Below are 24,975 nucleotides of genomic sequence, written 5' to 3' on the forward strand. Positions count from 1 at the left end.
TGCCGAAGTGTACCATTTGTAGTCTGTTTCCGTACACAAATCAAACCTTTTTTAGGGCTATCGGCAAAAAAATAACAAAAGTTACCGTGAAGGCAGGAAAAATCACCCTCGGAAGGAATTTCGATTGCTCTTGTTTTAACTCCTAGGGATTACTCATAGCGGAATGTGGGAGAAAGGGCTGACAGCGGATACGTGGAAACTCCTAATGATTCCGTTTACTTATGGATTTGTGGGTTGGGTGACCAATTGGCTGGCCCTAAAGATGACTTTTTACCCCATCCAGTTCATAGGAATTCCCCCCTATTTGGGTTGGCAGGGCATCATCCCAAGAAAGGCCCATAAAATGGCCAGCAAGTCCGTAGATGTGATCACGGAGCGCCTCCTCAATATCAAAGAAGTTTTTTTAAAAGTAGATCCCAAAAAAGCAGAAATCGTTTTCCTACCAGCATTAGAACCTAGCATCCGCTATACGATGCGAGAATTTTCCGACAGTTTGGATCCAAAACTTTGGGATATGATTCCGGAAGTTGTCAGAGAAGAAATTTACCATAAAGTCAGAAGGGAAAGTGGAGTTACCATCCGCAAAGTGATTCGAAAACTCCAAAAGGACATCGATTCCCTCTTTGATGTAAAGTCCTTAGTTTTGAAAAAACTATCAGGAAATAATGTGGGTCTTGTTGTGGAACTTTTCCAAGAAGTGGGAGCTCCCGAATTTCGATTCATTGAAAGATCAGGATTTTATTTTGGATTTCTTTTGGGACTTGTCCAAATGATTTTTATGATCTACTTTCCGTTGCCATGGACTCTTCCCATCCAAGGAGTCATTGTTGGTTATCTGACAAACTACTTGGCTCTTGAAATGATCTTTCGCCCCCTACTTCCCAAAAAGTTTTTGGGAATTTTTACCTACCAAGGTTTGTTTTTAAAAAGACAAACAGAAGTTTCTAGACTTTATGCAAAACTGGTGAGCGAAAAAATTCTAACTCCCAAAAACATTCTTTCGGAATTAATATTTGGAAAAGCATCCAAAGATATCATTGAGATCATTCGAAATGAAGTGATCCATCATGTGGACACCATTACTTTCCTCGCAAAACCAGCGCTTTATGCTACTGGAAAAATTGACGAGTTTGATGCAGCAAAAGAAAGAATCGGAATGGCTATGGCCGACAATGCTGTAGAAAAATCATTTCACTTAGAAGAATATTTAGGTTCAGCTTTGGAAATAGAAACCATGATGGGAGATCGAATGGCGGCACTCCCTCCTAAAGAATTTGAATCCATTCTAAGATCCGCCTTTCAAGAAGATGAATTGTTATTAATTTTAGTGGGAGCGGCCCTAGGTGCCGTTGTGGGTTGGTTTCAAATGGTATTTCTTGTATGACAAAAACAATATTAATTACCGGAGGGAGTGGAGTTCTTGGAAAAGAATTATTAAAAGATCTAATCGAAGATTACAAAATCATTGCTATTGGAAATCATTACACCCATTTTCCTGATTCCATCCGGTTTCATAAAAATTTTAAGTTTTATGAAAGAGATCTTTCTAAAATAAAAAACCCGGATGATTTTTTAATTCCAGAATCCATTGATTTGATTTTACATTTGGCAGCTGTAGTTTCCGGAGCCAAAGTCACAGAAGAAGTATACCACCAAATCAATGTTACTTCCACACAACTACTCGTTGAATTTGCGAAATCTCGAAACATCCCCCATTTTGGTTTTGTCAGTTCAGTTTCCGTTTATGGTTCGAAAGAAATTAATTTAAATATAAATAGTGAAAGGATGGGAACCACCATCTATGCAAAAACGAAGTTACTAGCAGAAAACTATATCCTCAATTCTGGAAAAAATTACTCACTATTTCGAATGGCGAGTATCTATGGAAAAGGAACCAAAAGTTTTATATCAAAATTACTTTCTCTTTCCAAATTAAAGTTTTATCCTTATATTTCTTCCTCTAGAAAAAAATCAGTCATCCATATTGCCGACGCCACAAAAGCATTAGTTACTTGGACTAAACAAACATTAGATGGAAAAACACCTAAACCAGTATATGTGTTTTCTCATCCTGAATTTGTGACAGTGAACCAAGTCATAAACACCTTCCAAAGTTTAAGAATTATGGGAAAATTCCTTTTTCCCATTCCTGTGGGAGGATTCTTTGCTAAAATGATCGAACTGGTCTTTCGATCTTTGGCTTTTCTCAAAAGAAAACCATTCCATGGTTCGCCCCTCCAACCACTACTCGAGTCTGTGGCTATTTACGATTCTCAGTCCTTTGAAAATTTGGGAATTTTTCCGGAGCGAGATTTACGAAAAGGCCTAACTGACTATCAATAATTTAGGTGCTCGGGGCCGATATTCTAAGTATGAAAAAGCGACTTAGCCTACTTGTTTTATTATGTCTTACTCTTTCTCATTTGGATGCAGCAACTTGGATCGAAGATTCGCTTGGTTTTGCATTTGAATTTCCAAGAGGTTGGGCAAAGTCTGTTTTACGGTATCCCGACACGGTTCGGATTCAATTTTCCAAAACCAATAGAGAGGCAATATTACAGGTAGATGTAGCACGTCGTACCAAAGAATACGATATCGATCGATTTATTGAAGAAACAGTAGATACCTTTCTTACCAAATACCCTGACCTAAAACTTGTTCGGGAAAAAATGTTAGAAAACGAAGTAGCAGGATTTGATGAATCCGTCTTTGTTGTCTTACACTATACAGAACACAAACAAATGATTTCTAATCGATTTTTATTCCATAGAAAGGGCGGAATGTATTATGTAATCCAAGCCAAAACACCTAGGGCTTATTTTGCAAAATATTCCAAAGACCTCGACATGGTGATGAAGAGTTTTCGAAGAGAAACTCGCACCAAAAACAGATGGCGTAACGATAGTTTGTCGTATTTAGATCCCATTAAAGATGAACGGATCATCCAATACATTTCCATCACCATAAGACCGATTGATTCTTATCCCCATGAACAAGGGACAAAAAACAAAGAAGAAGATGGATGGTTATTTTCTGTAGAAGGAAACAAAAAACCAAATCCAGGGGAATGGGACAACCGTCCAAGACCTCAAAATGATAACGGATACAGTCCTTCTGATGTGAAACCGGACACTCCGACCTCAGATGAACCTGTGGTCATTCCTGATGGTTCGGGCCTTTAGAATTACAATCACACTGTTTGAAAGATTCTTAAAACACAAACGAACAAACCATAAAATACCCCAAGATTTCCCGGGGTATTTTTTTACCCGAATGCCACTAAATACCCTTGACCTAAGTCAGCCAATTTCCTTTATCGTATATTTACGATAAACTATGGCTCAAAACAAAAAAGCAGAATTCCCAGAAAAGGTCCAAAGGATCGCTTCTTTTACCAAACTTCTTTCTCACCCCGCAAGGCTTGCCATCTTAGAAGTTTTGGCGAAGCGCCAAACTTGTATTTGTGGAGAGATCGTGGAAATCCTTCCTTTGGCGCAGTCCACTGTATCTCAACATTTAAAGGAACTGAAAGAAGGGGGGCTTGTGAAAGGCGAAGTGGATGGAACGTCTACTTGTTACTGTATCCACTGGGAGAATCTATCAAAGGCCTATGAGGAATTTTCAGAACATATCACACTCATCAAACAATATCAAAACAAAAAGGAAGGTAACTGCTGTGAGTAACCAAAAAAATATTCTAATTCTTTGTACCGGAAATAGTTGTCGGAGCCAAATCGCAGAAGGTTGGATGAGATTTTATGCAAAAGACAAAGCCAATGTTTATAGCGCAGGAATTGAAACTCATGGAGTGAATCCAAAAGCCATTGCGACAATGAAAGAGGCGGGAATAGATATTTCTTATCATACTTCGAACCATATCAATGAATACAAAGACATCCCATTTGATTATTTAATCACAGTTTGTGATCATGCCAAAGAAAATTGTCCGTATTTTCCAAGTGATGCAAAAAGGTTTCATCATAATTTTTCCGATCCTTCTAAGTTAAAGGGAACAGAGGAAGAAGTAAGGACTGCGTTTGCTAAAACGAGAGAAGAGATTCGGGAATACTGTGAAACTTTTATTAACAAGGAATTATAGGAGAAAAAAATGAAAACAATAACATGGTATGACTTTAAAACAAAATTAGAACTTTATCCAGAACTTCATCTTGAATTTGTCTATAGTGAAAACAAAACAATTTTTCCCAACTATCATATCACCGAATTCAAACTTGCAAACATTCAGTCTGTGGATTGTGGAGGAAAATTAGATTCTTGGACAGAAATCATCTTACAAGTTTTAGAACCGATAGAAGGAAAAGATACCGAGTCTATGACACTTGGAAAAGTGAATTCCATCCTAGAAAAAGTAAATGGTTCTATGAAAATTCCCAATGATGCCATTTTACGAATTGAATTTGGAAATACAGAAACAGCGATGAGACAATATTTTGTTTCGGAGATGCGTACAACTGAAAAGTCCTTCTCCATCCATCTAAAAGATGGAAAAACGGAATGCAAAGCATCTGTAAGTTGTGGTCTTCCCAAAGATGTTGTTAGTTTTCCTAAATTAGAAAAAACAAATTCTTCTTGTTGTTCTCCAAAAACAGCCACGGAAGAAGAGAAGGAAAAAGCAGGCTGTTGTTAGATAAAACAAAGTAGGTGAAGGATTGAATTAATTCTTTTTCATCCAGTTTCTATACCTTTTTGTCAGTCGAGACAACCGAATTTGGTCGAATAACAATCGTAAGATAGGCGATACCTTAACCGTAGTGCGTTTATTTTGTGACAACCGATTCAGTTGGTATCGAACCATTGCCATATTGGCCAAACCTTTTAAAGTTTTGGATTTCCAATTTGGTTCAGGTAGGGTTTGGTATCCTGGTTTTTCTTGTTTCCAATCATTAGGAAGATTGGGATTGAGGGCAAGAGCCGTGGCAATGCCTACCAAAGGAACTCCCGATTCCAAAACCGATTCTGCAATTTGTTTTTTTCTGATTCCACCTGTTACCAAAATGGGAACGGTTGCTGTTTTTGCCACTTCACTCGCAAACTCTAAAAAATAGGCTTCTCTGGAAATGGTAGATCCATCCCTAGATTCTCCTTGCATGGCAGGAGCTTCATAGTTACCACCAGACAATTCGATAAAATCGACACCTAATGTTTGTATTCTGGAGATTACTTCTTTAGCATCCGAAAACTGGAACCCACCTTTTTGAAAATCAGCGGAATTTAATTTTACACCGACAATAAAACTTGGTTTCACAGATGCCCGCACTTTACGAATCACTTCTAATAAAAATCGGGATCTATTTTCTAAACTACCACCCCATTTGTCTTCTCTTCTATTGACTAGTGGAGATAAAAACTGGCTGATGAGATAACCATGGGCAGCATGAATTTCTACACCATCAAATCCAGCTTCCTCGGCCAACTGAGCTGTTTTTGCAAATCGTTCAATGGTTTCTAAAATTTCTGGTTCCGTCATGGCTCTAGGTTTCCCTAGTAGTTTGGATAAATTTCCAATGTCTACCGGTACAGCAGACGGTGCCCAGACTTCACCACCTAACTTTGATAATATCTGTCTCCCTGGATGATTGATCTGCATAATGATCTTTCCTCCGGCGATTTTTGCTTTGGACGACCAAATGCGAAATCCATCTAGGGAAGTACCTCTTTCCAAAACCACACCACCAGGCCCCGTCATGGCTCTGTGGTCTACCATCACGTTCCCTGTGATGAGAGTTCCCACACCTCCACGGGCCCAGGTTTCATATAAATTCCACAATGCTTTGTCTGGTTCTAAATTGTGGTTAGATAGATTTTCTTCCATCGCGGCTTTTACTAGTCGGTTGGGCAAGGTCACACCGCAAGGAAGTGGAAAATTTGAAAATAATGGAGAAGTAGAATTCATTTGTCTATCTTAGACAAATGAAACCAAACGATTCATAAAAGGAAGTTACCTTCCATTCAGAGATTTATCTATTTTTTTTGACTTTTTGTGTTCATACATGCGGCTGTCAGCAATGGCCATCAATGTTTCCGGATCTGATCCATCTTCTGGAGAAAAGGAAAGTCCCATACTGGTTTTGATTTCCAATTTGGTGGTATCAAATTGGATTTCTCCTTCCACCATTTTGGTTAGGTTGCCGAGTAAACTTAACGTAGATTCTTTTGATTCATGATGGATCATAATGAGACCAAACTCATCTCCCCCGAGTCTCGCAAACACGTCTTGGTGTTGGAGCAAATGAGAAAAACGACTGGCAAACTTAGATATGTAAAAATCCCCTGCGGCATGGCCATGGGTATCATTCACAATTTTTAAACCATCCAAATCAAAAAGAACCACTGTCAAAACAGAGGGATCGTCTTGAATTCTTTGTAGTCCCCTTCTCAAATAATCATAAAAGGCAGAACGATTGTAAACACCAGTGAGGGCATCGTGACTGGCAAGATAAGCCATCGTCTGAAGGCTTTTTTCTCTTTCTGCCCATCTATGTGCATTATGTAAAATGGCTGCCATGGTTCCTGATAACATATTCAACACATAAGTTTCGTTAGATGAATAATAATCGACTACAGCACTATGTACTTTTAAAACACCCAGGATCTCAGAATCAAAATACAAAGGAAGTACAATCATAGAACGAAGGCCCACACGGCGGCAAGCCTCCCTGTTGACCCGGTCATCCATTTCAGAATCTGAACAATATAAAGTTTCTTTGGATTGTAGGCTTAGACCAGAGAAACTTCCTTTGACTGGAATCCTAAGTCCGATTTGTTTTTCTGCATGTCCACTTGCCGCGCGGTAAACTAAATCATCACCTTCGACTAATTCAAAAACTGCCCCATCAGAATTTGTGATCTCTTTCGCTCGAAGAGTGATGAGATCTAAAAGATAAGGAACATCTGGTTTGGCCGCTGTTAATTCTGTTTGAAGTTTTAGTACTTTTTCTAATGTAGAATCAGAGAATCTTTCCATAGTTGCTCTTAGAAAGATTCTAAAAACTCCTCTCTTTTAATCTAGCTTAATTTTTTGATTCCCTCAGCGATACAGTAATTGGCAATCGCAAGTAAGATATGAAAGATATCAACGTTCAGAATAGAACCCGTAGACCCCTTAGTTCCGATCACAAGTCCTGCAACGATAAATAAAACAGAACCAATGATTCCCATCACAGATGCGTTTGATTTTCTAGGGAATCGAACAAGAGAACTAATGAGAATGATAAACATCGCAATTCCACCGACAACTGTCGAATAAATACCAAGTGGATAGAGATAAGAGAATGCTAAGTAAAGAAGAAATGCGATAGCAATGAAAAGGAAAAAAGTTTTTTCCGACAAAGAACGAAAGGTAAAGTGAAAAAATGCCAATCCTAATAGAGGAACACCGACACATCCCGACAGTCCCACAAAGAAACGATAGATAGAATCGAGTGTGTTGATTCCCAGAAAGTGAATGGAGCCAAGTCCGGCTGAAATTCCAATGATGGCAAATCCATAGAGTGCGGCACGAGAGGGAATGGAAGACTTCCCTACGAATCTGTAAGCCATTGCTAGGGAAACTAAGGAAAGAACTAAGTCAGAAAGAAATGTTGAGAAAACCATGGCAGGTATTAGAACTAATTTAGTATAAGAAGCAAGATAAAATAAACCATCCCTTTAGAATAAATTCATGGAACTATGACTCTTTGGGATTTGAGAACTATGTCTTGGATGATTTCGTCCAGTTCCTTTGCTGATTCGATGAGGTGGTCTAGGCTTCGTTTTTCTTCTGATGGAGATAAGGTTCCTGTTTTGATCAAATCCACAATTCCCATTAGTTTGGCCAAAGGGTTCCTTACCACATGGGACTGGGTCCAAGCAATGGCCTTTAGTTTTTCGTTTTGGGTTTGGATGGCTGTGATCTGGACAACTCGTTCGGTCACATCATGAAAATTATCCACAATACCTCCGATACTTTCATCATCCATTAAGTTAGTGATTGTAGATTCCATCCACCTCCAAGAACCATTTTGGTGTTTGACTCGGAAATGATGACTGGGAAGAGAATTTCCTTCAGGAAGTGTCACCACCTCTTCCAACCGGTCTTTGATTTTGGGAACGTCATCAGGATGGAGGATGTCGAATAAATTCATATTCATGGCTTCCTTTTCTGAATACCCCAATACTTTGGTGATTGAGGGGGAAACATATTTGGCAAAACCTTCTGCATTTAGAATGGCAATGACATCCACTCCATTTTCCACAAGAGCTCGGTAACGTCTTTCGCTGGATACAAGTTCCATTCGTTTCAACATCAAATCGGTGATGTCTTTAGAAAAACAAGCGAGGCTTGTGATCTCTTGGTTTGTATTTCTGATAGGATTAAAAGATACTTCGCGGTGTTCTTCTTTTCCCGTAATCGGGCTTAGGAACCTTTCGTATGTTTTAAAAGTTTCGCCGGATAACCCTCTTTCATAATAACCTTTCCATTTTTCATAAAAGGCTTCGCCTTGGTTTAAGATCAGAACAGAATCCCCTTCTTTTGCAATTGTCCCAAGTAGAAATCCCATCACATCGAGAAAGGCTTGGTTTGCAGCAATCAAACGGTAGTTAGAGTCTAAAGACCAAATTAAATCGGAGGTTCCATTGATCAGAGCCTCTTGGTTTTTTTTAATCCGAATGAAGTTTTCTTCCGCAATCACTTTTTCGGATATATCACGAGTGACACTGAGAACAGAAGTAATTTCACCCAATTGGTTGGTGAGAGGAACCGCTGTACTTTCCATCCAACGTTTGGTTCCTTTGAGTCCTATGATTCTAAATCGTGCACTGGATTGAATTCCTTGTAAGGCATTTTTATGTAAGGACTGATAAAAAACTAAATCTTCTGGAAAAACTAAATTTTCCACTTTTTGTCCAAGAGCATCTTCCGGATGGTCTGCTTCTATCATTTGTAAACCGGCGGGGTTCATCTCGATGAGAATTCCTTCTGGGGAAACTACTTTCACACATTCTGGTTCTGAATTGAGGATGGTGCTGAGTCTAAGTTCCTTTTGTAAAAGATTTTGATAGGCTTCTCTTTGTTCGGTGATGTCTTGAAATATTCCAACAATTTGTAAAGGTTCGTTATTTTTCCCCCGAATCACATCAGCAAGAGAATGGACAAAAATGTTTTTTCCAGATGTGGTGATGAGTCTACATTCTAAGTCGTATTTGATTCCCGTTTCTAAAACATCTTGCATGTGTTTGACGGCACGTTCGCGATCATCGGGATGGACTGATAAAAAACCTTTTTCTAAGTCCACTGGCATGGCAGAAGGATCCATTTCTAAGATATGAAATACACCTTCTGACCAATGTAAGGTTTGATTGACAAAATCTACTTCCCAATGCCCTAGTTTACCTAAGGTTTCCATCTGACGAAGGATCAGTTTGTGTTTTTTGTCGTCTTCATTTAAAGATGAGGGAGGAATTATATGATTTTTCTCTTTTTTTTCCACAGGAAATCACACCCCTTAAAACAGAAGTATGATTCTGTCAGAACAAGAAACTTAAGTCAGCCTTTTTTTAATTTAAAAAACGAAAAACAAATCCATTATTTTGCTACAACATATTCCCTATTGAGGATTTTAATATCAGCTAGCATTGTTTTTATGGATTCACTTCGGTTTCCATTGTAAATTCCGCGAAAGTATAAATCCTTATCAATTAGAAAAATTTGTTCTGAGTGAACGAAGTCTTTAGTCGCGTCTTTGTTTGTGGTATTTGTGTCTGCTTGGAATGTATTTCTGGCAATTTTAAAAATTTCCTCTCTATCTCCTGTTACCAAGTTCCAATAATTGGAGTGAATTCCCTTTTCTTCTGCAAATTTTTTTAATTCGGGAGGAGTATCTAAATCTGGAGTCACCGAATATGACACTATTTGAATGTTCTTAGATTTTGAAATTTCAGATTGTACAAACTTTAAATTTCGAATGATATTGGGGCAGAGTCCATGACATTTAGCAAAAAAAAATGATACGATTGTAACCTTATCTTTAAAATCTGATTCACTAATGTTTTGGTTGAGTTGGTTTTTAAACGTAAAGGGATCTACTTTTCGTGCATTGGTAGGTTTTTGATTGTTATCCAACCAAAAAGATTCTAAATCACGACCACGAAAATAGGGAAGAGTCTCTTTTTTGGGAGTATCGAAGAATGTTAATTTGGAATCTTTTTCACCTTCTTCCCGACTGAACCAACCACAAAAAATGGTATTGAAGATGGATATAAAAACTAAAGAGAATAATATACGATTAAAAATGTTCATGGATTGATTACTGTTTTTTTGTTTGTCTCATCACCTTTGAGTTTGAAACAAAGTTTGGAACCTACCACTCCATATAATCTTTCAGGTGAATAGGTATAATTGGAATAAATTTTACCATCTTTTCGCCAAACCTTTGTTCCAATATTGATTCCATTTTCAAACTTAGCATACCGATAGACACTTCCATCTTCATGCCATTCCCAATGGTCTCCTACGGCTAAATCATCAATATAAGAATATTGAAATCTGGCTTTGCCATTTTCATACCAACCTCTATGGGTTCCGGTTCGTTTCCCTTGTGTATAAAAATACTCAGCACTTCTTTGGCCATTGGAAAAAACGTCAATCGTTGGCCCGTCTTCAAGGCCATTCAAAAAAGATGTAATCCGAATGGTTCCATTCGGATGGATTGATTTCATTTTTCCTGAAAACTTTTGGCTCTTATAATAATAGATACTTTCTAATCCAAGACTTAAGTCTGGATCATTATCCATCACCACCTCTCCGCAATGAACAAAAGAGGAGAGAAGAACCAAATAAAGTAAAATTTGACTTCGTTTTATCAATTCCATAATTTTAATTTTGGAATTTAGTTAGTTGATCCACCGGAGCCAATGAGTTTACCAGAAAGTAGAATCCCGTTTACTTCGGAACCATTATTCACATGGTAATGGCGAGCTGACCCACCAGTTTTTAAAGTATTGTAATTAGTTGCACCTGCCCAAGTGGTTGGAACAGAGGTAGTTAATCCACCACCCGTACACTGTGTACTACTAGTGGCTCCACCTAAGGTAAAACCTGTGGTCAAACCAGCAGTCGTTGCATCATGTTTTTTTCCAAAAATCAAATAACCATCTTGAGCAATACCTACTAGGTTACTATCGTTATTGGAAATTTTTGGCGGTTCTACGTGGTAATGATAAGATCCCGTATTCGTAGGGTGTCCTTGCGAGGAATCGAATGTATAATACTCAGTAGATAAAGAATCACCTGGTGCGGCTTGGTCATTGTAGATAGCAATTCCATTAGTTGAAACTCCAATCATACCAAATCCAGAGGTCGGAGCAGAAGTATTTGTATTATCGGCAGGAACTGTCAAAGTATAGTTTTGCGATTTAATTAAATTGGGGTTTGCTGCATTTGCCTGACCCGAATTCACATACATAGACGATTCGTAACCTGCACTGGAGGAACCCCAATAGATACTTTTGTATGTTGGAAGTGAGTTAAATTTAAAAACGTAATTGGATCCACTGACTGACACGGTAACACAAGTGAAACTTGTTTGAATCCAAGACGGTACTCCCGCACCAAAGGTTGTGGTACAAGTGCCAGTGTAACCAGAGGAAGAACTGCTAAGTAGACTAAGCAGTGCTAATGAAGTTAGGTCGGTGTCTTTTTTTTCACCGCCACAGTTCATGGAGACAACGAATACAAACGCTAAAGCTAATGTTTTTTTAAACATAGGGAAAAACATAGGAACTTAAATTCGTAAGTAAAGTTTATTTTTTACAGTTTAGGAATTTCGATAAAACTTTTTGATAACAATCTCGGAATTACACTAAGGAGTTATCCGCACAGAACAAGTGACAACAATGATCGTTTTAAACAAATAAAGATTCAAAAACCAGAAGTATGATTCGACCTTATGAGGAAATGGAATCGAGTTTCTGTTATCAATAGAATTTTAAAATTTAACATTCCTAAGACGAGTAGACTACCGCCAGGGATACGAAGGATGCCGTAGGCACCCTGATTTGGCGAAAAGACAAATCAGGGGGAAGCGAACGCGGACTCCGGAGTAGCCCGCCCGGGCGGCCAAAGAAAAGGAATTAGGTTATTTTTTTCTCAAAACAAATGGCAGTGGGATCTGATACCCATTTGCCAAACGCGGGAATTTCTTTGAATCCAAAGTTTTTATAAAATGCAAGAGCTTCTGGTTGTGGAGCACCTGCTCGTAGGATCATGGAAGAATAAAAATCGATTCGTGCTTGTTTTTCTAGTTCAATTAACAAGGACTTGGCGACATTATTTTTTCGGAACTTGGGAAATACATAAACCGCATCCAACTCACACTGCGTATCACTGAACTTTGAATAGGCTGCTGATCCCATCACTTCATTGGTTTCAAGATTTTCGGCGAGAAAAAACTTACCTATAGGTGGTAAAAAATCTTGGATGTCCATTGGGTTTGGGGCCTGGAATCCATATCGATTTTGGATTTCTTCCCAAAGGTGCTGCATACAAAAACTGGCATTTGCATCTGGGGAATCGACCACTCGAATTTTGAAATTTTGATTCATGAATGTAGAAAGATGAACTTCCTTATATTAAAATTTGCAAATACTATTTTTAGGTGGCGAGAAATGGAAGAATGGTGTATAGGGAAGTTATTGGGTGGCGGGTGGTCACACCCCACCCAATTCAGGGCGGGGATACCTACATCCAATCCAGTACCCCACCAAACCCCGATCCTCTCCCAAAATAAAAAACCCCCTGACAAACTGCCAGAGGGTTCTCTCAAACCATTCGATTCGAAAAATCGAATTAGTCTTTTTTAGAAGCTGCTTCTTTGATTACGTAAGCTGCAATTTCGTTCTTTTGGATTTGAGTCGTTCCTTCAAAGATTGTGAGGATTTTAGAATCTCTCATCAACTTCTCAACAGGATACTCTTTTGTGTATCCGTATCCACCAAAAATTTGAACTGCATCAGTAGCACACTGAACAGCACACTCAGAAGCGTATGCTTTTGCAATCGCAGAGTATTTTGGAAGGTTAGGATCGTTTGCATCAGAAAGACGAGCTGCTTTGTAAGTAATTTCTCTTGCAGTTTCTACTTTGATAGACATATCAGCTAACATGTGTTGCACTGCTTGGAAAGTTCCGATTTTAACTCCGAACTGCTCTCTCTCACGAGCGTAACGAGCTGCATGGTCAAGTGCTGCTTGCGCTACACCTACTCCCATCACCGCTACGAACGGACGAGAAGCATTCAAAGTTTGAAGTGCGTAAACGAAACCGAGGTTTTCTTTTCCTACGAGTGCGTCTTCACCTACTTCACAATCTTCAAAGATCACTTGGTGAGTGGAAGATGCTCTAATTCCGAGTTTATCTTCTTTTTTACCAACAGTAAGACCTTTTGCGTTACGTGGAACGTAGAAACAAGAGACTCCACGTGTTCCGCGGTTTTTATCAGTATAAGCAAATACAGTAAAGGCTTGTGCATCAGAGGCACCAGTGATCCATTGTTTTGCACCATTGATGATCCATTTGTCACCTTTTTTCTCAGCGCGAGTGGTCATACCAGGAACGTCAGAACCAGCACCTGGCTCAGACAAACAGAAAGAAACTCCGAACTTACCGTCCGCAATTTCAGGAAGCCATTTTAATTTTTGTTCGTGAGTCGCACCTTTAAGAATTGGAAGGATTCCAAGACCTGTGTATGCAAATCCGAGTGCGATACCAAGGCATCCACGAGAAAGTTCCTCGATGGCTAAACACTGTTCTATCGCACCAAGTCCCCATCCACCGTATTCTTCCGGAATGACAAGACCGTTAATTCCAAGTTCCGAACGCATTTTATTGATGAGTTCAGTTGGGTGTTGGTTTTTCTCATCCCAGTGCAATGCGACTTCATGTGGGATTTCTTTTTTTACGAAGTTACGAACTAAATCTCTGATTTCAAGTTGTTGCTCTGTGAATTGGCTATACATTCCGGGATGTTCCTTCTGAGAATGGGGTATTTACTACCTTTTTTCGTACGACCCTTCCTATGCCAAGGGTTTTTCTCTCTTTACAAGAAAGCAAAAACACTGTAATATTTTCCATTTGTATGGCTAAATCGTGTTCTTTATTCCACAACCTTCGACAGCTGTCTGCTGTTTTCCTCATCACCGTTTCCTTTGTTCTAGTTTCCTGTGCGGGTCGTCCAAAGTATGAACCAAAAGCAAATCTAAGTTATGTGAACTTTGAAGTATACTTCCAAGAGAAGTTAAACGAAAGCAAACAAAAGAATCATAGACCAGGTAACGAAGAACGTTATATCAGTTTTGGGAAAAAAACTCCCTTAGCTTTTTTATACATTCATGGGTTTGGTGCTTCTCGTGCAGAAGGAGAAGAGGTGATGGAAAAGTTGGCAAAAAAATTCAAAGCCAATACTTACCTACTTCGCCTGCCGGGACACGGAACAAACAAAGAAGACCAAAGAGATCAAAATTTTAACAACTACTTAGATGCATCGCGCGAAGCTTTGTATATGATGCAGTCTCAAGGAGATCGTGTAGTTGTGTTTGGAAGTTCTATGGGAGGGCTCCTTGCCACTTGGCTTGCATCCGAGTACCCAGAAGAAGTCGATGGTTTAGTTTTAGCAAATCCATTTTACGCACCTGTTGATAGCAGTTTGAATTTATTCAACTATCCTGGTGGACTTACCTTTATTCATTTGCTCAAAGGAAAAGTAAGATCATCCGCGCATAATAACAATCCTAAGGTGTTGCCAGAAAGAAATAACTATTGGTATCCGGAGCAATACTTTGCAGCCCTTACTGGTGTGAATGATTTACGAAATTATGCCGCAGTTCCTGATGTGTTTAGAAAGGTAACTTCTCCCGCATTACTTTTGTACTACTACAAAAGTGATAAAGAACAAGACCCAACAGCAAGTGTTCCTAAAATGTTAGAAGGTTATACCAATTTTGGTTTGGACAAAACGCCAAATCCTCTCAATAGGAAAGTGGCAGTCGAAAATGGAATGCACGTTCTGATGTCTAAGTGGGTGATTACAGACAAAGCCTTTATCGAAGCACAAACAGAAAAATGGCTAACAGAACTTTCTAAGTCTAAGTAAAAACAGTCTATAGATGTAATGGTAGTGTAAAACTGCCAAAGGAGATTTGATTTCTATGAAAGAAACCAAGGAACGCATCGCACTTGTCACTGGGGCCAACCGAGGGATTGGGAAACAAGTCTCCATCGATCTAGCAAAACAAGGGATTTATGTTCTCATCGGAGCAAGAAATCCAAATGAAGCCGAAGACACACTCGCAGCCGTTACGGCTGTGGGCAAAGGGGAAATTCTTTCCTTGGATGTTTCCAAAGAACAAAGTATCAGCGAAGCCTGTGACACGGTCACTGGCAGTTTTGGACGGTTAGACATCCTTGTAAACAACGCTGGGATTTTTGCCGATCCTGGTTCTTTTTTTGATACTACTAGTGAAGATCTTCACAGAACCCTTCTTGTGAATCTCTATGGACCACTGCGAATGATCCAAACTTTTTTACCAATGATGATTCAAAATGATTTTGGTCGTATAGTGAATGTTAGTTCAGGAATGGGACAACTATCCGAAATGGGTGGCGGTTATCCAGCCTACCGTATTTCTAAAACTGCCATCAACTCGCTCACAGCTCTTTCCAGTGTGGAAGCAGTGGGAAAAAATATCAAAATCAATTCGGTATGCCCGGGTTGGGTGAAAACGGATATGGGCGGTGCCAATGCCACAAGGCCTGTCGAGAAAGGGGCTGAAACAATTGTTTGGGCTGCTACCTTACCGGACAGTGGGCCAACCGGAAAATTCTTTCGGGATAAAAAAGAGATTAGTTGGTAAGTGAGAAAACTTGTTTTCTTTTTATTTCATCACATTTGATTCAAATAGTTTTGATTCCATATACTACTTAGATCTATAGTAAGGACTTTTGTATGAATTTGATCCTTAGATTTGTATTGATTATTTTTCTCTCTGCTACAAGCAGCTTTGCAAAACCGATTGATATTTCCAAACTAGAGGAAGGTGATATTATCTTCCATGAGTCAAAATCAGAACAAGCAACGGCTATCAAACTGGCAACCAAATCCAGATACACTCACGTAGGGATGATTTTTAAATATGGAGATACTTTTAAAGTATTAGAAGCCATTGAACCAGTCAAAATCACAGACATCCACAAATTCATCCAACGTGGTTCAAACAAACATTTTGTAATCAAACGAATCCAAAACTCAAAGTTAACGTTAACTCCTGATACCCTGCAAAAAATGAAAGATTATGGAAATTCTCTACTCGGTAAACATTATGATCTCTATTTTGAGTGGTCAGATGATAGGATTTATTGCACGGAACTTGTCTGGAAACTTTATGACAAATTTACTGGTATCAAAATTGGAGATTTAAAAACACTAAAAGACTTTGATCTATCTTCGAAACAAGTCCAAACGCTGATGAAAAAAAGATACGGAAAAAATATCCCGTATGCGGAACCTGTCATTTCACCAGTTGACATGTTCCAATCCAAAGAATTGATTACAGTGATGGAGTGAAATGTAAATTCTCTGTTAGGAGTGGTTTAGTTTTTTTGCGACAAGTTTGACAATGTCGTCAAAGGAATTTATGTTTTTAGCTTCTTCGTTACTAATTTCTATATTGAAATTATTTTCCAACCTTTCAATGATTTCAATATCGGTAAATTCATCTGTATATTTCCATAAAAAATTTAGGTTTCCTGTGAAAGAATCATCCGGATAAAGTTTACTTGTATCAAACGGCAACAATTCATCCAAAATACTTAAAGTTTGAATCACTATGAATTCAGGGATTTTGTCTTTGTAAAATGTTTGGAAAAAATGATTTTTAGTAAGTGTTACTCTTTCCTTAAAAACAAGATTAAATGAGGAATCATAGCGACGTTTCTTGAAAAGAATCATACCAATAAAGTAAAAAAATACAATTAGGATTGTTACATAAACTATCATGTTAATTTATAAACTTATTTTGTTTTTTAGTCGTTTCATTTACTTCTAGAAAATAGTAGTTTTTGACTCTTTTTGAATGATTGAAATATTTTTTATTGAATAACGAAACAAGGCCTTGCGAACACCTTGTTTTCGTTAACTAAACTTAGGTCATTACCCCATTTCTCCGAGTAACTTATCCAACTCCAAATAACACTCCGCCATTCCATCGGCCGCGCCCGATTCCACCATCATCTTACACATTTCCGCTGAAGCATATCGACAAAGGTGTCTCATCAGTGTTCGTTTGCCTTCCGTAATAAAGGTACGTGATTCGAATGTGGCATTTGGATCTTCGGGAGCCTTCGGGTCGAAGGTTGCCATATCCATAATATAATTTTCGGTATTGGCTAAAGTTTCAGGAACAACCACTTCTCGAAAAGTTCCGTATACACCAGATTTGTTTCCATTTTGATCTGCATAGAGATACAAGTATTTACCACCGACTTTCAAATCTTGTTCACAAGTTTCAAGCACCATACCTTCAGGCCCAATCAGCCACTTTTTCATTAACTCAGGTTTGGTATGACAGTCAAAAACCAATTCTCTCGGTGCGTCGAAGTATCTTGTAAATACAACTTCTGTTTCACCTCGACGTTCTAACTTAACTTCATTTTTGTTTGTTGTCATTTTTTTTCTCTCCCTTGGTTTGTATCGTTTGTAATTCTAAAAGTAGTCCATCTAACACTTGATATCGTTTTTCCCACATTTGCCGATATTTTTCGATCCAGTCGATTGCCGTTTTAAGTGGTGCTGTTTCCAATCTACGTGGCCTCTCTTGGGCCCGGATGGTAGTAGAAACAAGTCCAGCCTCTTCCAAAACTTTCAGGTGTTTGGAAATAGCAGGTTGGCTCATACGAAACGGTTTGGCAAGTTCCATGACCGTTAAGTCACCTTTCGCAAGGCGCATAAGGATGGCCCTACGAGTGGGATCAGCAAGAGCAGAAAATGTGGCGTCAAGTGTTTGCATAACTAAATAGTTATATAAATAATTGGATATATAAATGATAGATGTCAAATCTATTTTGTGAGAAAAGAGGAAAACAATTACATATTGAGGGCGGGTTTTTTCAGTTTTTCTTTCGTTTGGTTTCAAGGTTCCCTTTAAAACTGGATCTCGAACCTGTCTAAAGAAAGATCAAAACCTAAAAGAACCTACAATAAATCCATACAATATCACAAATGGATCTGCAAAGTAACCAATGGACATTCGTAAAACTAACAAAAACAATATAGATATCGCAGTTGTCGACTCTGAGGACACACTCATTACCGATGGTTCCACCGCCCTAGACCTTTTTGCCACCTTACAATATGATTCTGGATGTGATCGGTTTGTATTGAAACAGTCTCATTTTGCCAGGGAGTTCTTTGATTTAAAAACAGGACTTGCGGGAGAAGTATTACAAAAAATAGTCAACTACCGGATGAAACTGGCAATCGTTGGTGATTTTTCTATCTATTCCAGCAAAAGCCTAAGTGATTTTATCTATGAAATAAACTCAGGGAGAGATGTTTTTTTTCTAACTACCGAGGAGGAAGCAATAAACCGCCTAACAAATATATAAAAAAAATAACCTACCCAGTCATTCTTCATTTGGTTTTTAACAAATCCAATCCAAACTAAACTGGGCTTGAAAAAAACTATAAAGTTGGATCTTCTTTTTCTAAAAAAACGATTTTAGACAATAAATCAATGTTATGTTTTTCTATCGTGTTTGCAAGGCCAATGCCCATCAGTTCGAAAACCTTTTGGGTCAATTCAATGGACTCAATCTTCTGATCCTTAAGTCCATAAAAACCCAAAACCCCAATGATTTGGTTATGCACGGTGAAAGGAAATTCCATAAGGCAAGAAACCCCTACTTCAAGTAAATGATCTCTTACACTTTGAACGGAAGAATCGGAAATTTCATTTAGAATTTTTGCAGACCCCGAAAAGTCCTGAGTTGTGAATTTGGATTCTTCATTCGAAAATTTTTGTCCTTCAAAGATTCCATGAACATTTCCTTCGACAAAGCTGTATTCCCAATTTTCACCAATTTTGGATGTGATGATTCCAAGTGGCAAACCAAACAGCCTTGTTCCTGTTTGTAAATAACTTCGAAAAATTGTAGTTAGGTCATTTGATTTAGTGGAAAGCAAACGAAACAATTCTGCAAGTGAATGTTTCACAAAGGAAGCAGTGTTTAATGTTTGTGAAATCAAGTTTTCATTTTTGTGTCGAATCAAGTTTTGGCTAAGTTTATCTGCAATAACATCAATGAGTTTTAGATTTTTAAATTTATGTTTGAACTTATCTTCCACTACCATTCCAATCACTCCGATCACAGTCCCTAGGTCTGATCGAATCGGATAACCTAAATACATTGCAGACGATATGTCCGAAAAGTATCTCCCGAAAAATTGTAAGATATTTCCATCACCACTTAAATTCATTTCAAAAATCATATTGGAATCAACTACATGATGACAAGGGAGAGAGTATTTTGAAACAATATTTGGAATTTCAAAATTGGAAGACCCATGAAATGCCAACAAACGAAAGTTTTGTGATTCAGGAATGTATTCCAAAATCCAAGTGGATATGATCTCTGGAATCCTTGCTATAGTCTCTACTGTTTGTTCCCAAACTTTTTCTGTGGATTCGGTAGAATGAAACGTATGTAAATCGTCAGCTAAATCCCGAGTCAGAGAAATTCCGGAAAAATAATGGTTGGGAGCCAATTCAGAAAGCATATCAAACCACCTCTCTGTCCATCCGACCAAAGCCCTCAAAAACTGGCGAGAACCTTGCTTCGCTATATAAGAATTTAATTCAATATAACGACCAATATCTTTCCCAAATCGTGTAACCTGTTAATGAGAAAAACCGGACATTTTTGCGATCCGATTCGATTCCCGTTCTTCTAGCGATGACGTAGATTGTATTAAAACAGATTCCGATACAAATCCTCTAAGCCACCTCTTTCCCGCGAGCCGCTTCTAAAATGGAAAACCATTCGAGTCGCGTGATCGGGCAAAAAAAACATTCTGCAGCCGATTGGATCCGTTCTGGATCATTGGTTCCCAAAATGGGAACTAGGCCCGCAGGGTGGTTCAAAAACCATGAGTATAGAATTTGGTCTACTGCGCACCCATATCCTTTTGCAATTTCTTTCAGTTTCGAAACCGTGGCCACTTCCCTTTCTGACTTGGGTGTAAAAATCTTACCTCCCCCCGTAGGTGACCAAATCATAGGATGGATTTTGTGTTCTAACATCTGGTCAAATGTTCCATTAAACAAGGGTTCTGTGTGGAAAGGATGAAACTCAACTTGGTTTGTAAAAAGAGGTTTCCTGTAGACCGATTGTAACATTTGGAATTGTGAAGGAGTAAAATTCGAAACTCCAAAGTGGTTTACTTTACCCTCAGTGATTAGATTTTCAAATATATCTGCTAATTCATACGGATTCATCAAAGGATCGGGTCTATGAATGAGAACTACATCCAATTTCTCGACTTGGAGTTTTCGTAACGAACGTTCCACAGAATAACGAATATGTTCTTTGGATGTATTATAATGTTTGGTGGGAAATTTTGACCCCGGCACTTGGATTCCCGTTTTGGTAATGATTTTGATTTTTGATTTTAAGGAAGGTAACTTTGCCAAAGCATGGCCAAATAGTTTTTCGTTTTCAAAGTTCCCATAGATATCTGCATGATCAAAAGTATCAATCCCAAGACTAAGACAAGTTTCTATTTTTTTTATGATTCGTTCCGGTGAGGTTCCTTCTTTATCTTCATGTAACCTCCACATCCCATACACTAATCTTGAAATTGAAAATTTATGTTTCGGAAATTCAATTTGTGGAACTTTCATTTTCTTTCTCCTGTGGTGAGTGGTGTAATGGGAATCCCTTTTGGTTTCCGATTTTGCGCTTCTGCAAAATTGACGGTTTGTAACTTAGGAAGGACTGATTTAGCAAAAAGTTTCGATTCCTCAATCAATGGATAACCAGAGAAAATAAAAGCACGAATTCCCATTTGGATGTATCTTTGGATTTTTTCATACACCTGTTCCGGTGTTCCTACAATAGCAGACCCACAACCTGAACGAGCAAGGCCTATCCCCGACCAGACCATTGGTTCAATGAATAAATCTGAGTCCGCAGACTTACGAAGTTCATCTTGACGAAGAACTCCTGCCGAATTCGAATCCAATGCTCGGTGTTTGATATCATTTGCTCTTTCTACATCAATCTTTGATAACAATTGTTTTGCGGCATCTTTTGCTTCTTTTTCTGTTTCCCTCACAATCAAATGGATACGAAGTCCAAAATCGATAGTTCTTCCGAAGGAAACTGCTCGTTTGCTTAAGTCTTGCATTGTATCAGCAAGTCTTTCTTCCGTTTCTGGCCACATTAAAAATACATCGCAAAATTCTGCACACAGAGTTCTTGCATCAGGAGAAATTCCACCAAAATAAAGCAGAGGTCCTCCATTTTGTTGGTAAGACTTCACTGGATCAGAAGGCAAATCAAACTGATAGTGTTTTCCTTGGAACTTGATATGATCCCTTGTCCAACCTTGTTGCAAAATTTGAATGACCTCTTTCGAAATTTCATATCTTGTTTTGGAATCTCTTTGGGTTCCAGGAAGATCCGAAGAGATGATATTGATATTGAGTCTTCCCTTTAACATATGATCTAACGTTGACAAAGTCCTCGCAAGCATTGGTGGATGAATTTCGCCACACCGAATTGCTGTTAGAAGAGATATCTGTTCTGTAAATTGAGAAGCAGCGGCCGCAAAAGTTAAAGTATCTTGGCCTGTTTGGTAAGAAGAAGGAAGGAGAATGTTTTGATACCCGAGTTCATCCACCAAACGAATGATATCCGAACAATGTTCGAAACTAGAACGTAAAGAACCATCTGGCACTCCCAAATATTCATAGTCTCCATTACACAGGTCACAAAACCAGGAAACTTCTACGGCAGGATTTTCGGATCGAATGGCTGGTGCTTTAGGAATCGGGTTCATTGTTTTTCTACTGGAAGATAAATTGCGAACGAAGACAAGTGAGAAATCCCGGGAATCTATCGCTTGCCATAATTTCAGAAAATATCTAATATGGCGAATCAATTATCTGTTATGATAACAAGCATCGACTTTCTATTTTTTGGACTCACCTTCCTTCTCGTTCTGGGTGTCGGAATGTACGCCGGCAGGAAAGAATCCTCCTCTTCCGATTATTTTCTCGGTGGCCGAAGCCTTCCTTGGTGGGGGATTGCCGGTTCGTTATTTGGAACCAATATTTCGGCAAACCATTTGGTCGGAATGCTTGGAATTGGATTTTCTGTTGGGTTTGCCCAAAGCCATTATGAATTTGGATCCATCCCAGCCATCGTACTCCTCGCCTTTGTTTTTTTGCCTTTGTTTCGGCGAAAAAAATTCTATACTCTTTCCCAATTTTTACAAAGCAAGTTTGGGCTTGCCGCAGGAAGGATTTATTCGGGAATCTCACTCATACTCATCACGATCCAACTCACTGGAGCCTTGTACATTGGTGCCCGAAGTTTTCTTCCCTTTATCAAAGATACAGGAATCCAAATCACTTATACAGAAGTTGTCATATGGATTGCGCTTACATCAACCATCTATACATGGTTTGGTGGTCTAAAGTCAGTTGTTTATACTGATGTAATCCAAACCTTTCTTATTTTAGCCTCTGGATTACTCCTAGCCTATCTTTCCATCACTAGACCAGAAGTGGGTGGAATTTTTGAATTATTGGCAAAAGAAGAGAGTCGCACAAGTGGCCTTAGCAAAATGAATTTGTATCTACCACCAAACCATCCAACACTTCCTTGGACGGGAGCCCTAAGTGGATTATTTTTGTTACATATTTTTTATTGGAATACCAATCAATATGTCGTACAGCGCACGCTAGGTGGCAAATCATTAAGAGAAGCACGACTTGGAATTTTGGTTGGGGGACTTCTCAAACTAACCGTTCCTTTTTTCTCTATCCTTACTGGAGTGGCTGCTTACCAAATTTGGACAAAACTGGGAGAAACAGAAAACATCGCACCAGATGAAGCCTTTTCAAAGTTAGTTGTACTTGTAGTTCCATTTGGATTTGGACTGATCGGAGTGATCCTTGCAGGGCTACTGGGTGCCATTTTTTCCAGCATTGACTCTATGTTGCATTCAGCAGCAACACTCTTTACGATTGATTTTTATAAACCATTCCGAGAAAAAATAGGCAAAAAAATAAGTGATGCAGAAGAAATGAAAGTTGGTAGAATCTTTCTTTTGGTTTTTTCGGTTTTAGTCACAGTCCTTGCCATTCTCTTTGTGGATCCCAATTCTAAGAAAAATTTCTTTATCGAACTTTCCAATCAAAGTTCTCATTTTACTCCGGCCCTACTTGTGGTTTTTTTATTCGGTATTTTAAATATAAAAATTAGCAGTCGCATGATTTGTATTACGATACTTGCCACTCCGATTTTTTCTTTTTTATCGCCCGTAATCTATTCCCTTTTTGCACCAAATTTCATAAAACAAATATTTGGCGAGGATCTTAACTTCTTACACAGAGTTTTTATTAGTTTTCATTTTGCAATAGTGACATTAAGTTTAGCAGCCTATATCCAAAACCGAAAACAAGATCTCACTACAAGTAAAGAAACAGAACTACCAAAATCTTTTAATATACCTGATGGAACTTTTACTGAACTATTTTTTTTGAAATCAAATATAAAACATTCAATCCTATTTTTCTTCTTATTTTTTGGATTAATTCTCACAAGGATTCAAATTCCTGAATTTAAGTTTTTTTTATCGATCTCAGGATTTTTACTTTTTGTGATTTTTTCTATTGTTATTACGATTGGGAAAAGATTGCCGACCCAAAAAATGGCTACTTTGTTTAGAAAACGAGACGAATGGTTGTATGGAATCCTCCTAGGTTTTACATTTTTGTTTTACCTTTGGTTTTAAAATCATTGAGAGAGTCCCACGCCAACTAACAATGTTTGTATTTGAAAAAGCAAATCACAATTTTAGAAAACCAATCCTTACCTTGGGTTTTATATTAGTCACTATGTTAACATTATTCTTTGATAATGTTGATTCCTATGCATTTACACCCAAAAAAGAGTTTGGTTCCAGTTTGTTTGTTTCCTTTTTCTTTAACTCTTCCCTTTCAGAATGGTTTACCAACGCTATTTATTTATACATGTTTGCAGACAATATTGAAGATGTTGTCGGTCATTTTTATTTTTTCCTTCTCTTTCTATTCTTTGGAATTCTCGCAAACCTAACATATTTTTTATTCCACATGAATTCCATTGTACCAATCATTGGGACTTCGGGAGTCATCTCTGGAATTTTAGGAATGTATTTTGTATTTTTCCCCAACGTAAAAAGTACGATGGTTTTTGAACGTGCTAGTTTCCGCGATGTTCCCATCTTAATCAGTTTGAGTATTTGGATTCTCATCCAATCCTATTTTTATATCGTTGAATTTCATTATCATACAAGAAGCACGTATGCGGGTCAAGTAGTGGCATTTTTAACGGGAGTCACCATAGCACACTTCTTTGTTCGTAATAAGTTTTTAGATCGTTTGGAACAAAATATACGTTTGTCAACTTTTATTAATAAAACTGTCCTTTGCCCTTCATGCAACAAACCAATCCCTGCCAAAAAGTATGGAAGGTTTTATTGTTCTTCATGTAATACAAATTTCTTTTTTGACCGCCATGGGAAAAAATTTCTTTAATACAGTTTGGTACTTTTTGACTGTTGGCTGAGATTTTAATAAATAATTTATAAACCAAATTTTTCATCGACAATTGTTTCCTGCCATTTAGAATCCTCCTTTACCTTAGGTTGGAGAAC

At 38.3% G+C, this 24,975-nt stretch carries 27 protein-coding genes; 12 read left to right on the forward strand and 15 right to left on the reverse strand.

Annotated elements, in window-relative coordinates:
* The first annotated feature begins 205 nt into the window (after positions 1–205).
* From EHQ24_RS08350 to EHQ24_RS08375, 6 genes are all read left to right on the forward strand, one after another.
* Entirely contained in the window at positions 206–1,384 is a 1,179-nt protein-coding gene (locus EHQ24_RS08350; RefSeq protein WP_135601220.1) for a DUF445 domain-containing protein, read from the forward strand.
* Complete coding sequence (locus EHQ24_RS08355; protein ID WP_135601221.1) at positions 1,381–2,343, forward strand: NAD-dependent epimerase/dehydratase family protein; 963 nt, start codon at positions 1,381–1,383, stop codon at positions 2,341–2,343. Before EHQ24_RS08350 ends, EHQ24_RS08355 begins: the two co-directional genes overlap by 4 nt.
* 29 nt (positions 2,344–2,372) lie before the next feature.
* Positions 2,373–3,182, forward strand: coding sequence for a hypothetical protein (locus tag EHQ24_RS08360; RefSeq protein ID WP_135601222.1), 810 nt, complete (start codon positions 2,373–2,375; stop codon positions 3,180–3,182).
* A gap of 154 nt (positions 3,183–3,336) precedes the next feature.
* Positions 3,337–3,684: an ArsR/SmtB family transcription factor gene (locus EHQ24_RS08365; RefSeq protein ID WP_135601223.1), complete on the forward strand. Its 348-nt coding sequence runs from the start codon at positions 3,337–3,339 to the stop codon at positions 3,682–3,684.
* Complete coding sequence (locus tag EHQ24_RS08370; RefSeq protein WP_135601224.1) at positions 3,677–4,099, forward strand: arsenate reductase ArsC; 423 nt, start codon at positions 3,677–3,679, stop codon at positions 4,097–4,099. The genes EHQ24_RS08365 and EHQ24_RS08370 overlap by 8 nt, the downstream gene beginning before the upstream one ends.
* Positions 4,100–4,108: 9 nt before the next feature.
* Positions 4,109–4,648, forward strand: a complete 540-nt coding sequence (locus tag EHQ24_RS08375; RefSeq protein ID WP_135601225.1) for a DUF6428 family protein — start codon at positions 4,109–4,111, stop codon at positions 4,646–4,648.
* A 27-nt stretch (positions 4,649–4,675) separates the two neighbouring features.
* Here the strand turns inward: EHQ24_RS08375 and EHQ24_RS08380 are convergent, their stop codons facing one another.
* The 9 genes from EHQ24_RS08380 to EHQ24_RS08420 all read right to left on the reverse strand — a co-directional run bounded on the left by EHQ24_RS08380 (position 4,676) and on the right by EHQ24_RS08420 (position 14,014).
* Positions 4,676–5,914, reverse strand: a complete 1,239-nt coding sequence (locus EHQ24_RS08380) for an NADH:flavin oxidoreductase/NADH oxidase family protein (protein ID WP_135601226.1) — start codon at positions 5,912–5,914, stop codon at positions 4,676–4,678.
* A 45-nt stretch (positions 5,915–5,959) separates the two neighbouring features.
* Positions 5,960–6,985 (reverse strand): sensor domain-containing diguanylate cyclase, encoded by a 1,026-nt coding sequence (locus tag EHQ24_RS08385; protein ID WP_135601227.1) that lies wholly within the window; start codon positions 6,983–6,985, stop codon positions 5,960–5,962.
* Between the two features lie 41 nt (positions 6,986–7,026).
* Positions 7,027–7,614: a DUF6962 family protein gene (locus tag EHQ24_RS08390; RefSeq protein WP_135601228.1), complete on the reverse strand. Its 588-nt coding sequence runs from the start codon at positions 7,612–7,614 to the stop codon at positions 7,027–7,029.
* Positions 7,615–7,679: 65 nt separating this feature from the next.
* Positions 7,680–9,491 (reverse strand): PAS domain S-box protein, encoded by a 1,812-nt coding sequence (locus tag EHQ24_RS08395; RefSeq protein ID WP_135601229.1) that lies wholly within the window; start codon positions 9,489–9,491, stop codon positions 7,680–7,682.
* Between the two features lie 95 nt (positions 9,492–9,586).
* Positions 9,587–10,300, reverse strand: a complete 714-nt coding sequence (locus tag EHQ24_RS08400) for an SCO family protein (RefSeq protein WP_135601230.1) — start codon at positions 10,298–10,300, stop codon at positions 9,587–9,589.
* Complete coding sequence (locus EHQ24_RS08405) at positions 10,297–10,872, reverse strand: toxin-antitoxin system YwqK family antitoxin (protein WP_244310349.1); 576 nt, start codon at positions 10,870–10,872, stop codon at positions 10,297–10,299. The genes EHQ24_RS08400 and EHQ24_RS08405 overlap by 4 nt, the downstream gene beginning before the upstream one ends.
* A 17-nt stretch (positions 10,873–10,889) precedes the next feature.
* On the reverse strand, positions 10,890–11,765 hold the full coding sequence (locus tag EHQ24_RS08410; protein ID WP_135601231.1) for a YHYH protein: 876 nt from the start codon (positions 11,763–11,765) through the stop codon (positions 10,890–10,892).
* Positions 11,766–12,132: 367 nt separating this feature from the next.
* Positions 12,133–12,603 carry a GNAT family N-acetyltransferase gene (locus EHQ24_RS08415; protein WP_135601232.1) on the reverse strand — a complete coding sequence of 157 codons (471 nt, stop codon included), beginning with the start codon at positions 12,601–12,603 and terminating at the stop codon, positions 12,133–12,135.
* Between the two features lie 244 nt (positions 12,604–12,847).
* Positions 12,848–14,014, reverse strand: coding sequence for an acyl-CoA dehydrogenase family protein (locus EHQ24_RS08420; protein ID WP_004785316.1), 1,167 nt, complete (start codon positions 14,012–14,014; stop codon positions 12,848–12,850).
* Between the two features lie 59 nt (positions 14,015–14,073).
* On the opposite strand from EHQ24_RS08420, the gene EHQ24_RS08425 reads away from it, so the two are divergent.
* From EHQ24_RS08425 to EHQ24_RS08435, 3 genes are all read left to right on the forward strand, one after another.
* Positions 14,074–15,147, forward strand: a complete 1,074-nt coding sequence (locus EHQ24_RS08425; RefSeq protein ID WP_135601233.1) for an alpha/beta hydrolase — start codon at positions 14,074–14,076, stop codon at positions 15,145–15,147.
* A 55-nt stretch (positions 15,148–15,202) separates the two neighbouring features.
* Positions 15,203–15,907: an SDR family oxidoreductase gene (locus tag EHQ24_RS08430; RefSeq protein ID WP_135601234.1), complete on the forward strand. Its 705-nt coding sequence runs from the start codon at positions 15,203–15,205 to the stop codon at positions 15,905–15,907.
* Between the two features lie 92 nt (positions 15,908–15,999).
* Positions 16,000–16,617 carry a YiiX family permuted papain-like enzyme gene (locus EHQ24_RS08435; RefSeq protein ID WP_135601235.1) on the forward strand — a complete coding sequence of 206 codons (618 nt, stop codon included), beginning with the start codon at positions 16,000–16,002 and terminating at the stop codon, positions 16,615–16,617.
* A gap of 15 nt (positions 16,618–16,632) precedes the next feature.
* Here EHQ24_RS08435 and EHQ24_RS08440 read toward each other — a convergent pair whose 3' ends face one another.
* The 3 genes from EHQ24_RS08440 to EHQ24_RS08450 all read right to left on the reverse strand — a co-directional run bounded on the left by EHQ24_RS08440 (position 16,633) and on the right by EHQ24_RS08450 (position 18,058).
* Complete coding sequence (locus EHQ24_RS08440; RefSeq protein WP_167483066.1) at positions 16,633–17,049, reverse strand: acyl carrier protein; 417 nt, start codon at positions 17,047–17,049, stop codon at positions 16,633–16,635.
* Between the two features lie 153 nt (positions 17,050–17,202).
* A complete protein-coding gene (locus EHQ24_RS08445; RefSeq protein ID WP_135601237.1) occupies positions 17,203–17,718 on the reverse strand; it encodes an SRPBCC family protein in 516 nt (171 codons plus the stop codon).
* Entirely contained in the window at positions 17,699–18,058 is a 360-nt protein-coding gene (locus EHQ24_RS08450; protein WP_135588902.1) for an ArsR/SmtB family transcription factor, read from the reverse strand. The genes EHQ24_RS08445 and EHQ24_RS08450 overlap by 20 nt, the downstream gene beginning before the upstream one ends.
* Positions 18,059–18,290: 232 nt before the next feature.
* On the opposite strand from EHQ24_RS08450, the gene EHQ24_RS08455 reads away from it, so the two are divergent.
* Positions 18,291–18,656: a DUF4180 domain-containing protein gene (locus EHQ24_RS08455; RefSeq protein WP_135601238.1), complete on the forward strand. Its 366-nt coding sequence runs from the start codon at positions 18,291–18,293 to the stop codon at positions 18,654–18,656.
* A 76-nt stretch (positions 18,657–18,732) separates the two neighbouring features.
* Here the strand turns inward: EHQ24_RS08455 and EHQ24_RS08460 are convergent, their stop codons facing one another.
* The 3 genes from EHQ24_RS08460 to EHQ24_RS08470 all read right to left on the reverse strand — a co-directional run bounded on the left by EHQ24_RS08460 (position 18,733) and on the right by EHQ24_RS08470 (position 22,110).
* A complete protein-coding gene (locus EHQ24_RS08460; protein WP_135601239.1) occupies positions 18,733–19,827 on the reverse strand; it encodes a hypothetical protein in 1,095 nt (364 codons plus the stop codon).
* Between the two features lie 217 nt (positions 19,828–20,044).
* Complete coding sequence (locus EHQ24_RS08465) at positions 20,045–20,950, reverse strand: aldo/keto reductase (protein WP_135601240.1); 906 nt, start codon at positions 20,948–20,950, stop codon at positions 20,045–20,047.
* On the reverse strand, positions 20,947–22,110 hold the full coding sequence (locus tag EHQ24_RS08470) for an LLM class flavin-dependent oxidoreductase (protein ID WP_135601241.1): 1,164 nt from the start codon (positions 22,108–22,110) through the stop codon (positions 20,947–20,949). The genes EHQ24_RS08465 and EHQ24_RS08470 overlap by 4 nt, the downstream gene beginning before the upstream one ends.
* A 90-nt stretch (positions 22,111–22,200) precedes the next feature.
* Between EHQ24_RS08470 and EHQ24_RS08475 the strand changes: the two genes are divergently transcribed.
* Together EHQ24_RS08475 and EHQ24_RS08480 are read left to right on the forward strand one after the other, a co-directional pair.
* Entirely contained in the window at positions 22,201–24,072 is a 1,872-nt protein-coding gene (locus tag EHQ24_RS08475) for an SLC5 family protein (RefSeq protein WP_135601242.1), read from the forward strand.
* A 31-nt stretch (positions 24,073–24,103) separates the two neighbouring features.
* The gene (locus EHQ24_RS08480) at positions 24,104–24,856 is read left to right on the forward strand and encodes a rhomboid family intramembrane serine protease (protein ID WP_135601243.1); all 753 of its coding nucleotides are present in this window, start codon (positions 24,104–24,106) and stop codon (positions 24,854–24,856) included.
* Positions 24,857–24,975 lie beyond the last annotated feature (119 nt).

The organism is Leptospira noumeaensis, from assembly GCF_004770765.1.
Taxonomy (GTDB): Bacteria; Spirochaetota; Leptospiria; order Leptospirales; family Leptospiraceae; genus Leptospira_A; species Leptospira_A noumeaensis.

What these genes read in the sequence shown, in the direction of transcription:
- EHQ24_RS08350 (WP_135601220.1), top strand. Translation starts at nt 206, where the DNA reads ATGATTCCGTTTACTTATGGATTTGTGGGTTGGGTGACCAATTGGCTG.
- EHQ24_RS08355 (WP_135601221.1), top strand. Translation starts at nt 1,381, where the DNA reads ATGACAAAAACAATATTAATTACCGGAGGGAGTGGAGTTCTTGGAAAA.
- EHQ24_RS08360 (WP_135601222.1), top strand. Translation starts at nt 2,373, where the DNA reads ATGAAAAAGCGACTTAGCCTACTTGTTTTATTATGTCTTACTCTTTCT.
- EHQ24_RS08365 (WP_135601223.1), top strand. Translation starts at nt 3,337, where the DNA reads ATGGCTCAAAACAAAAAAGCAGAATTCCCAGAAAAGGTCCAAAGGATC.
- EHQ24_RS08375 (WP_135601225.1), top strand. Translation starts at nt 4,109, where the DNA reads ATGAAAACAATAACATGGTATGACTTTAAAACAAAATTAGAACTTTAT.
- EHQ24_RS08380 (WP_135601226.1), bottom strand. Translation starts at nt 5,914, where the DNA reads ATGAATTCTACTTCTCCATTATTTTCAAATTTTCCACTTCCTTGCGGT.
- EHQ24_RS08385 (WP_135601227.1), bottom strand. Translation starts at nt 6,985, where the DNA reads ATGGAAAGATTCTCTGATTCTACATTAGAAAAAGTACTAAAACTTCAA.
- EHQ24_RS08390 (WP_135601228.1), bottom strand. Translation starts at nt 7,614, where the DNA reads ATGGTTTTCTCAACATTTCTTTCTGACTTAGTTCTTTCCTTAGTTTCC.
- EHQ24_RS08400 (WP_135601230.1), bottom strand. Translation starts at nt 10,300, where the DNA reads ATGAACATTTTTAATCGTATATTATTCTCTTTAGTTTTTATATCCATC.
- EHQ24_RS08405 (WP_244310349.1), bottom strand. Translation starts at nt 10,872, where the DNA reads ATGGAATTGATAAAACGAAGTCAAATTTTACTTTATTTGGTTCTTCTC.
- EHQ24_RS08410 (WP_135601231.1), bottom strand. Translation starts at nt 11,765, where the DNA reads ATGTTTAAAAAAACATTAGCTTTAGCGTTTGTATTCGTTGTCTCCATG.
- EHQ24_RS08415 (WP_135601232.1), bottom strand. Translation starts at nt 12,603, where the DNA reads ATGAATCAAAATTTCAAAATTCGAGTGGTCGATTCCCCAGATGCAAAT.
- EHQ24_RS08420 (WP_004785316.1), bottom strand. Translation starts at nt 14,014, where the DNA reads ATGTATAGCCAATTCACAGAGCAACAACTTGAAATCAGAGATTTAGTT.
- EHQ24_RS08425 (WP_135601233.1), top strand. Translation starts at nt 14,074, where the DNA reads ATGCCAAGGGTTTTTCTCTCTTTACAAGAAAGCAAAAACACTGTAATA.
- EHQ24_RS08430 (WP_135601234.1), top strand. Translation starts at nt 15,203, where the DNA reads ATGAAAGAAACCAAGGAACGCATCGCACTTGTCACTGGGGCCAACCGA.
- EHQ24_RS08435 (WP_135601235.1), top strand. Translation starts at nt 16,000, where the DNA reads ATGAATTTGATCCTTAGATTTGTATTGATTATTTTTCTCTCTGCTACA.
- EHQ24_RS08440 (WP_167483066.1), bottom strand. Translation starts at nt 17,049, where the DNA reads ATGATAGTTTATGTAACAATCCTAATTGTATTTTTTTACTTTATTGGT.
- EHQ24_RS08445 (WP_135601237.1), bottom strand. Translation starts at nt 17,718, where the DNA reads ATGACAACAAACAAAAATGAAGTTAAGTTAGAACGTCGAGGTGAAACA.
- EHQ24_RS08450 (WP_135588902.1), bottom strand. Translation starts at nt 18,058, where the DNA reads ATGCAAACACTTGACGCCACATTTTCTGCTCTTGCTGATCCCACTCGT.
- EHQ24_RS08455 (WP_135601238.1), top strand. Translation starts at nt 18,291, where the DNA reads ATGGACATTCGTAAAACTAACAAAAACAATATAGATATCGCAGTTGTC.
- EHQ24_RS08460 (WP_135601239.1), bottom strand. Translation starts at nt 19,827, where the DNA reads ATGCTTTCTGAATTGGCTCCCAACCATTATTTTTCCGGAATTTCTCTG.
- EHQ24_RS08465 (WP_135601240.1), bottom strand. Translation starts at nt 20,950, where the DNA reads ATGAAAGTTCCACAAATTGAATTTCCGAAACATAAATTTTCAATTTCA.
- EHQ24_RS08470 (WP_135601241.1), bottom strand. Translation starts at nt 22,110, where the DNA reads ATGAACCCGATTCCTAAAGCACCAGCCATTCGATCCGAAAATCCTGCC.
- EHQ24_RS08475 (WP_135601242.1), top strand. Translation starts at nt 22,201, where the DNA reads ATGGCGAATCAATTATCTGTTATGATAACAAGCATCGACTTTCTATTT.
- EHQ24_RS08480 (WP_135601243.1), top strand. Translation starts at nt 24,104, where the DNA reads ATGTTTGTATTTGAAAAAGCAAATCACAATTTTAGAAAACCAATCCTT.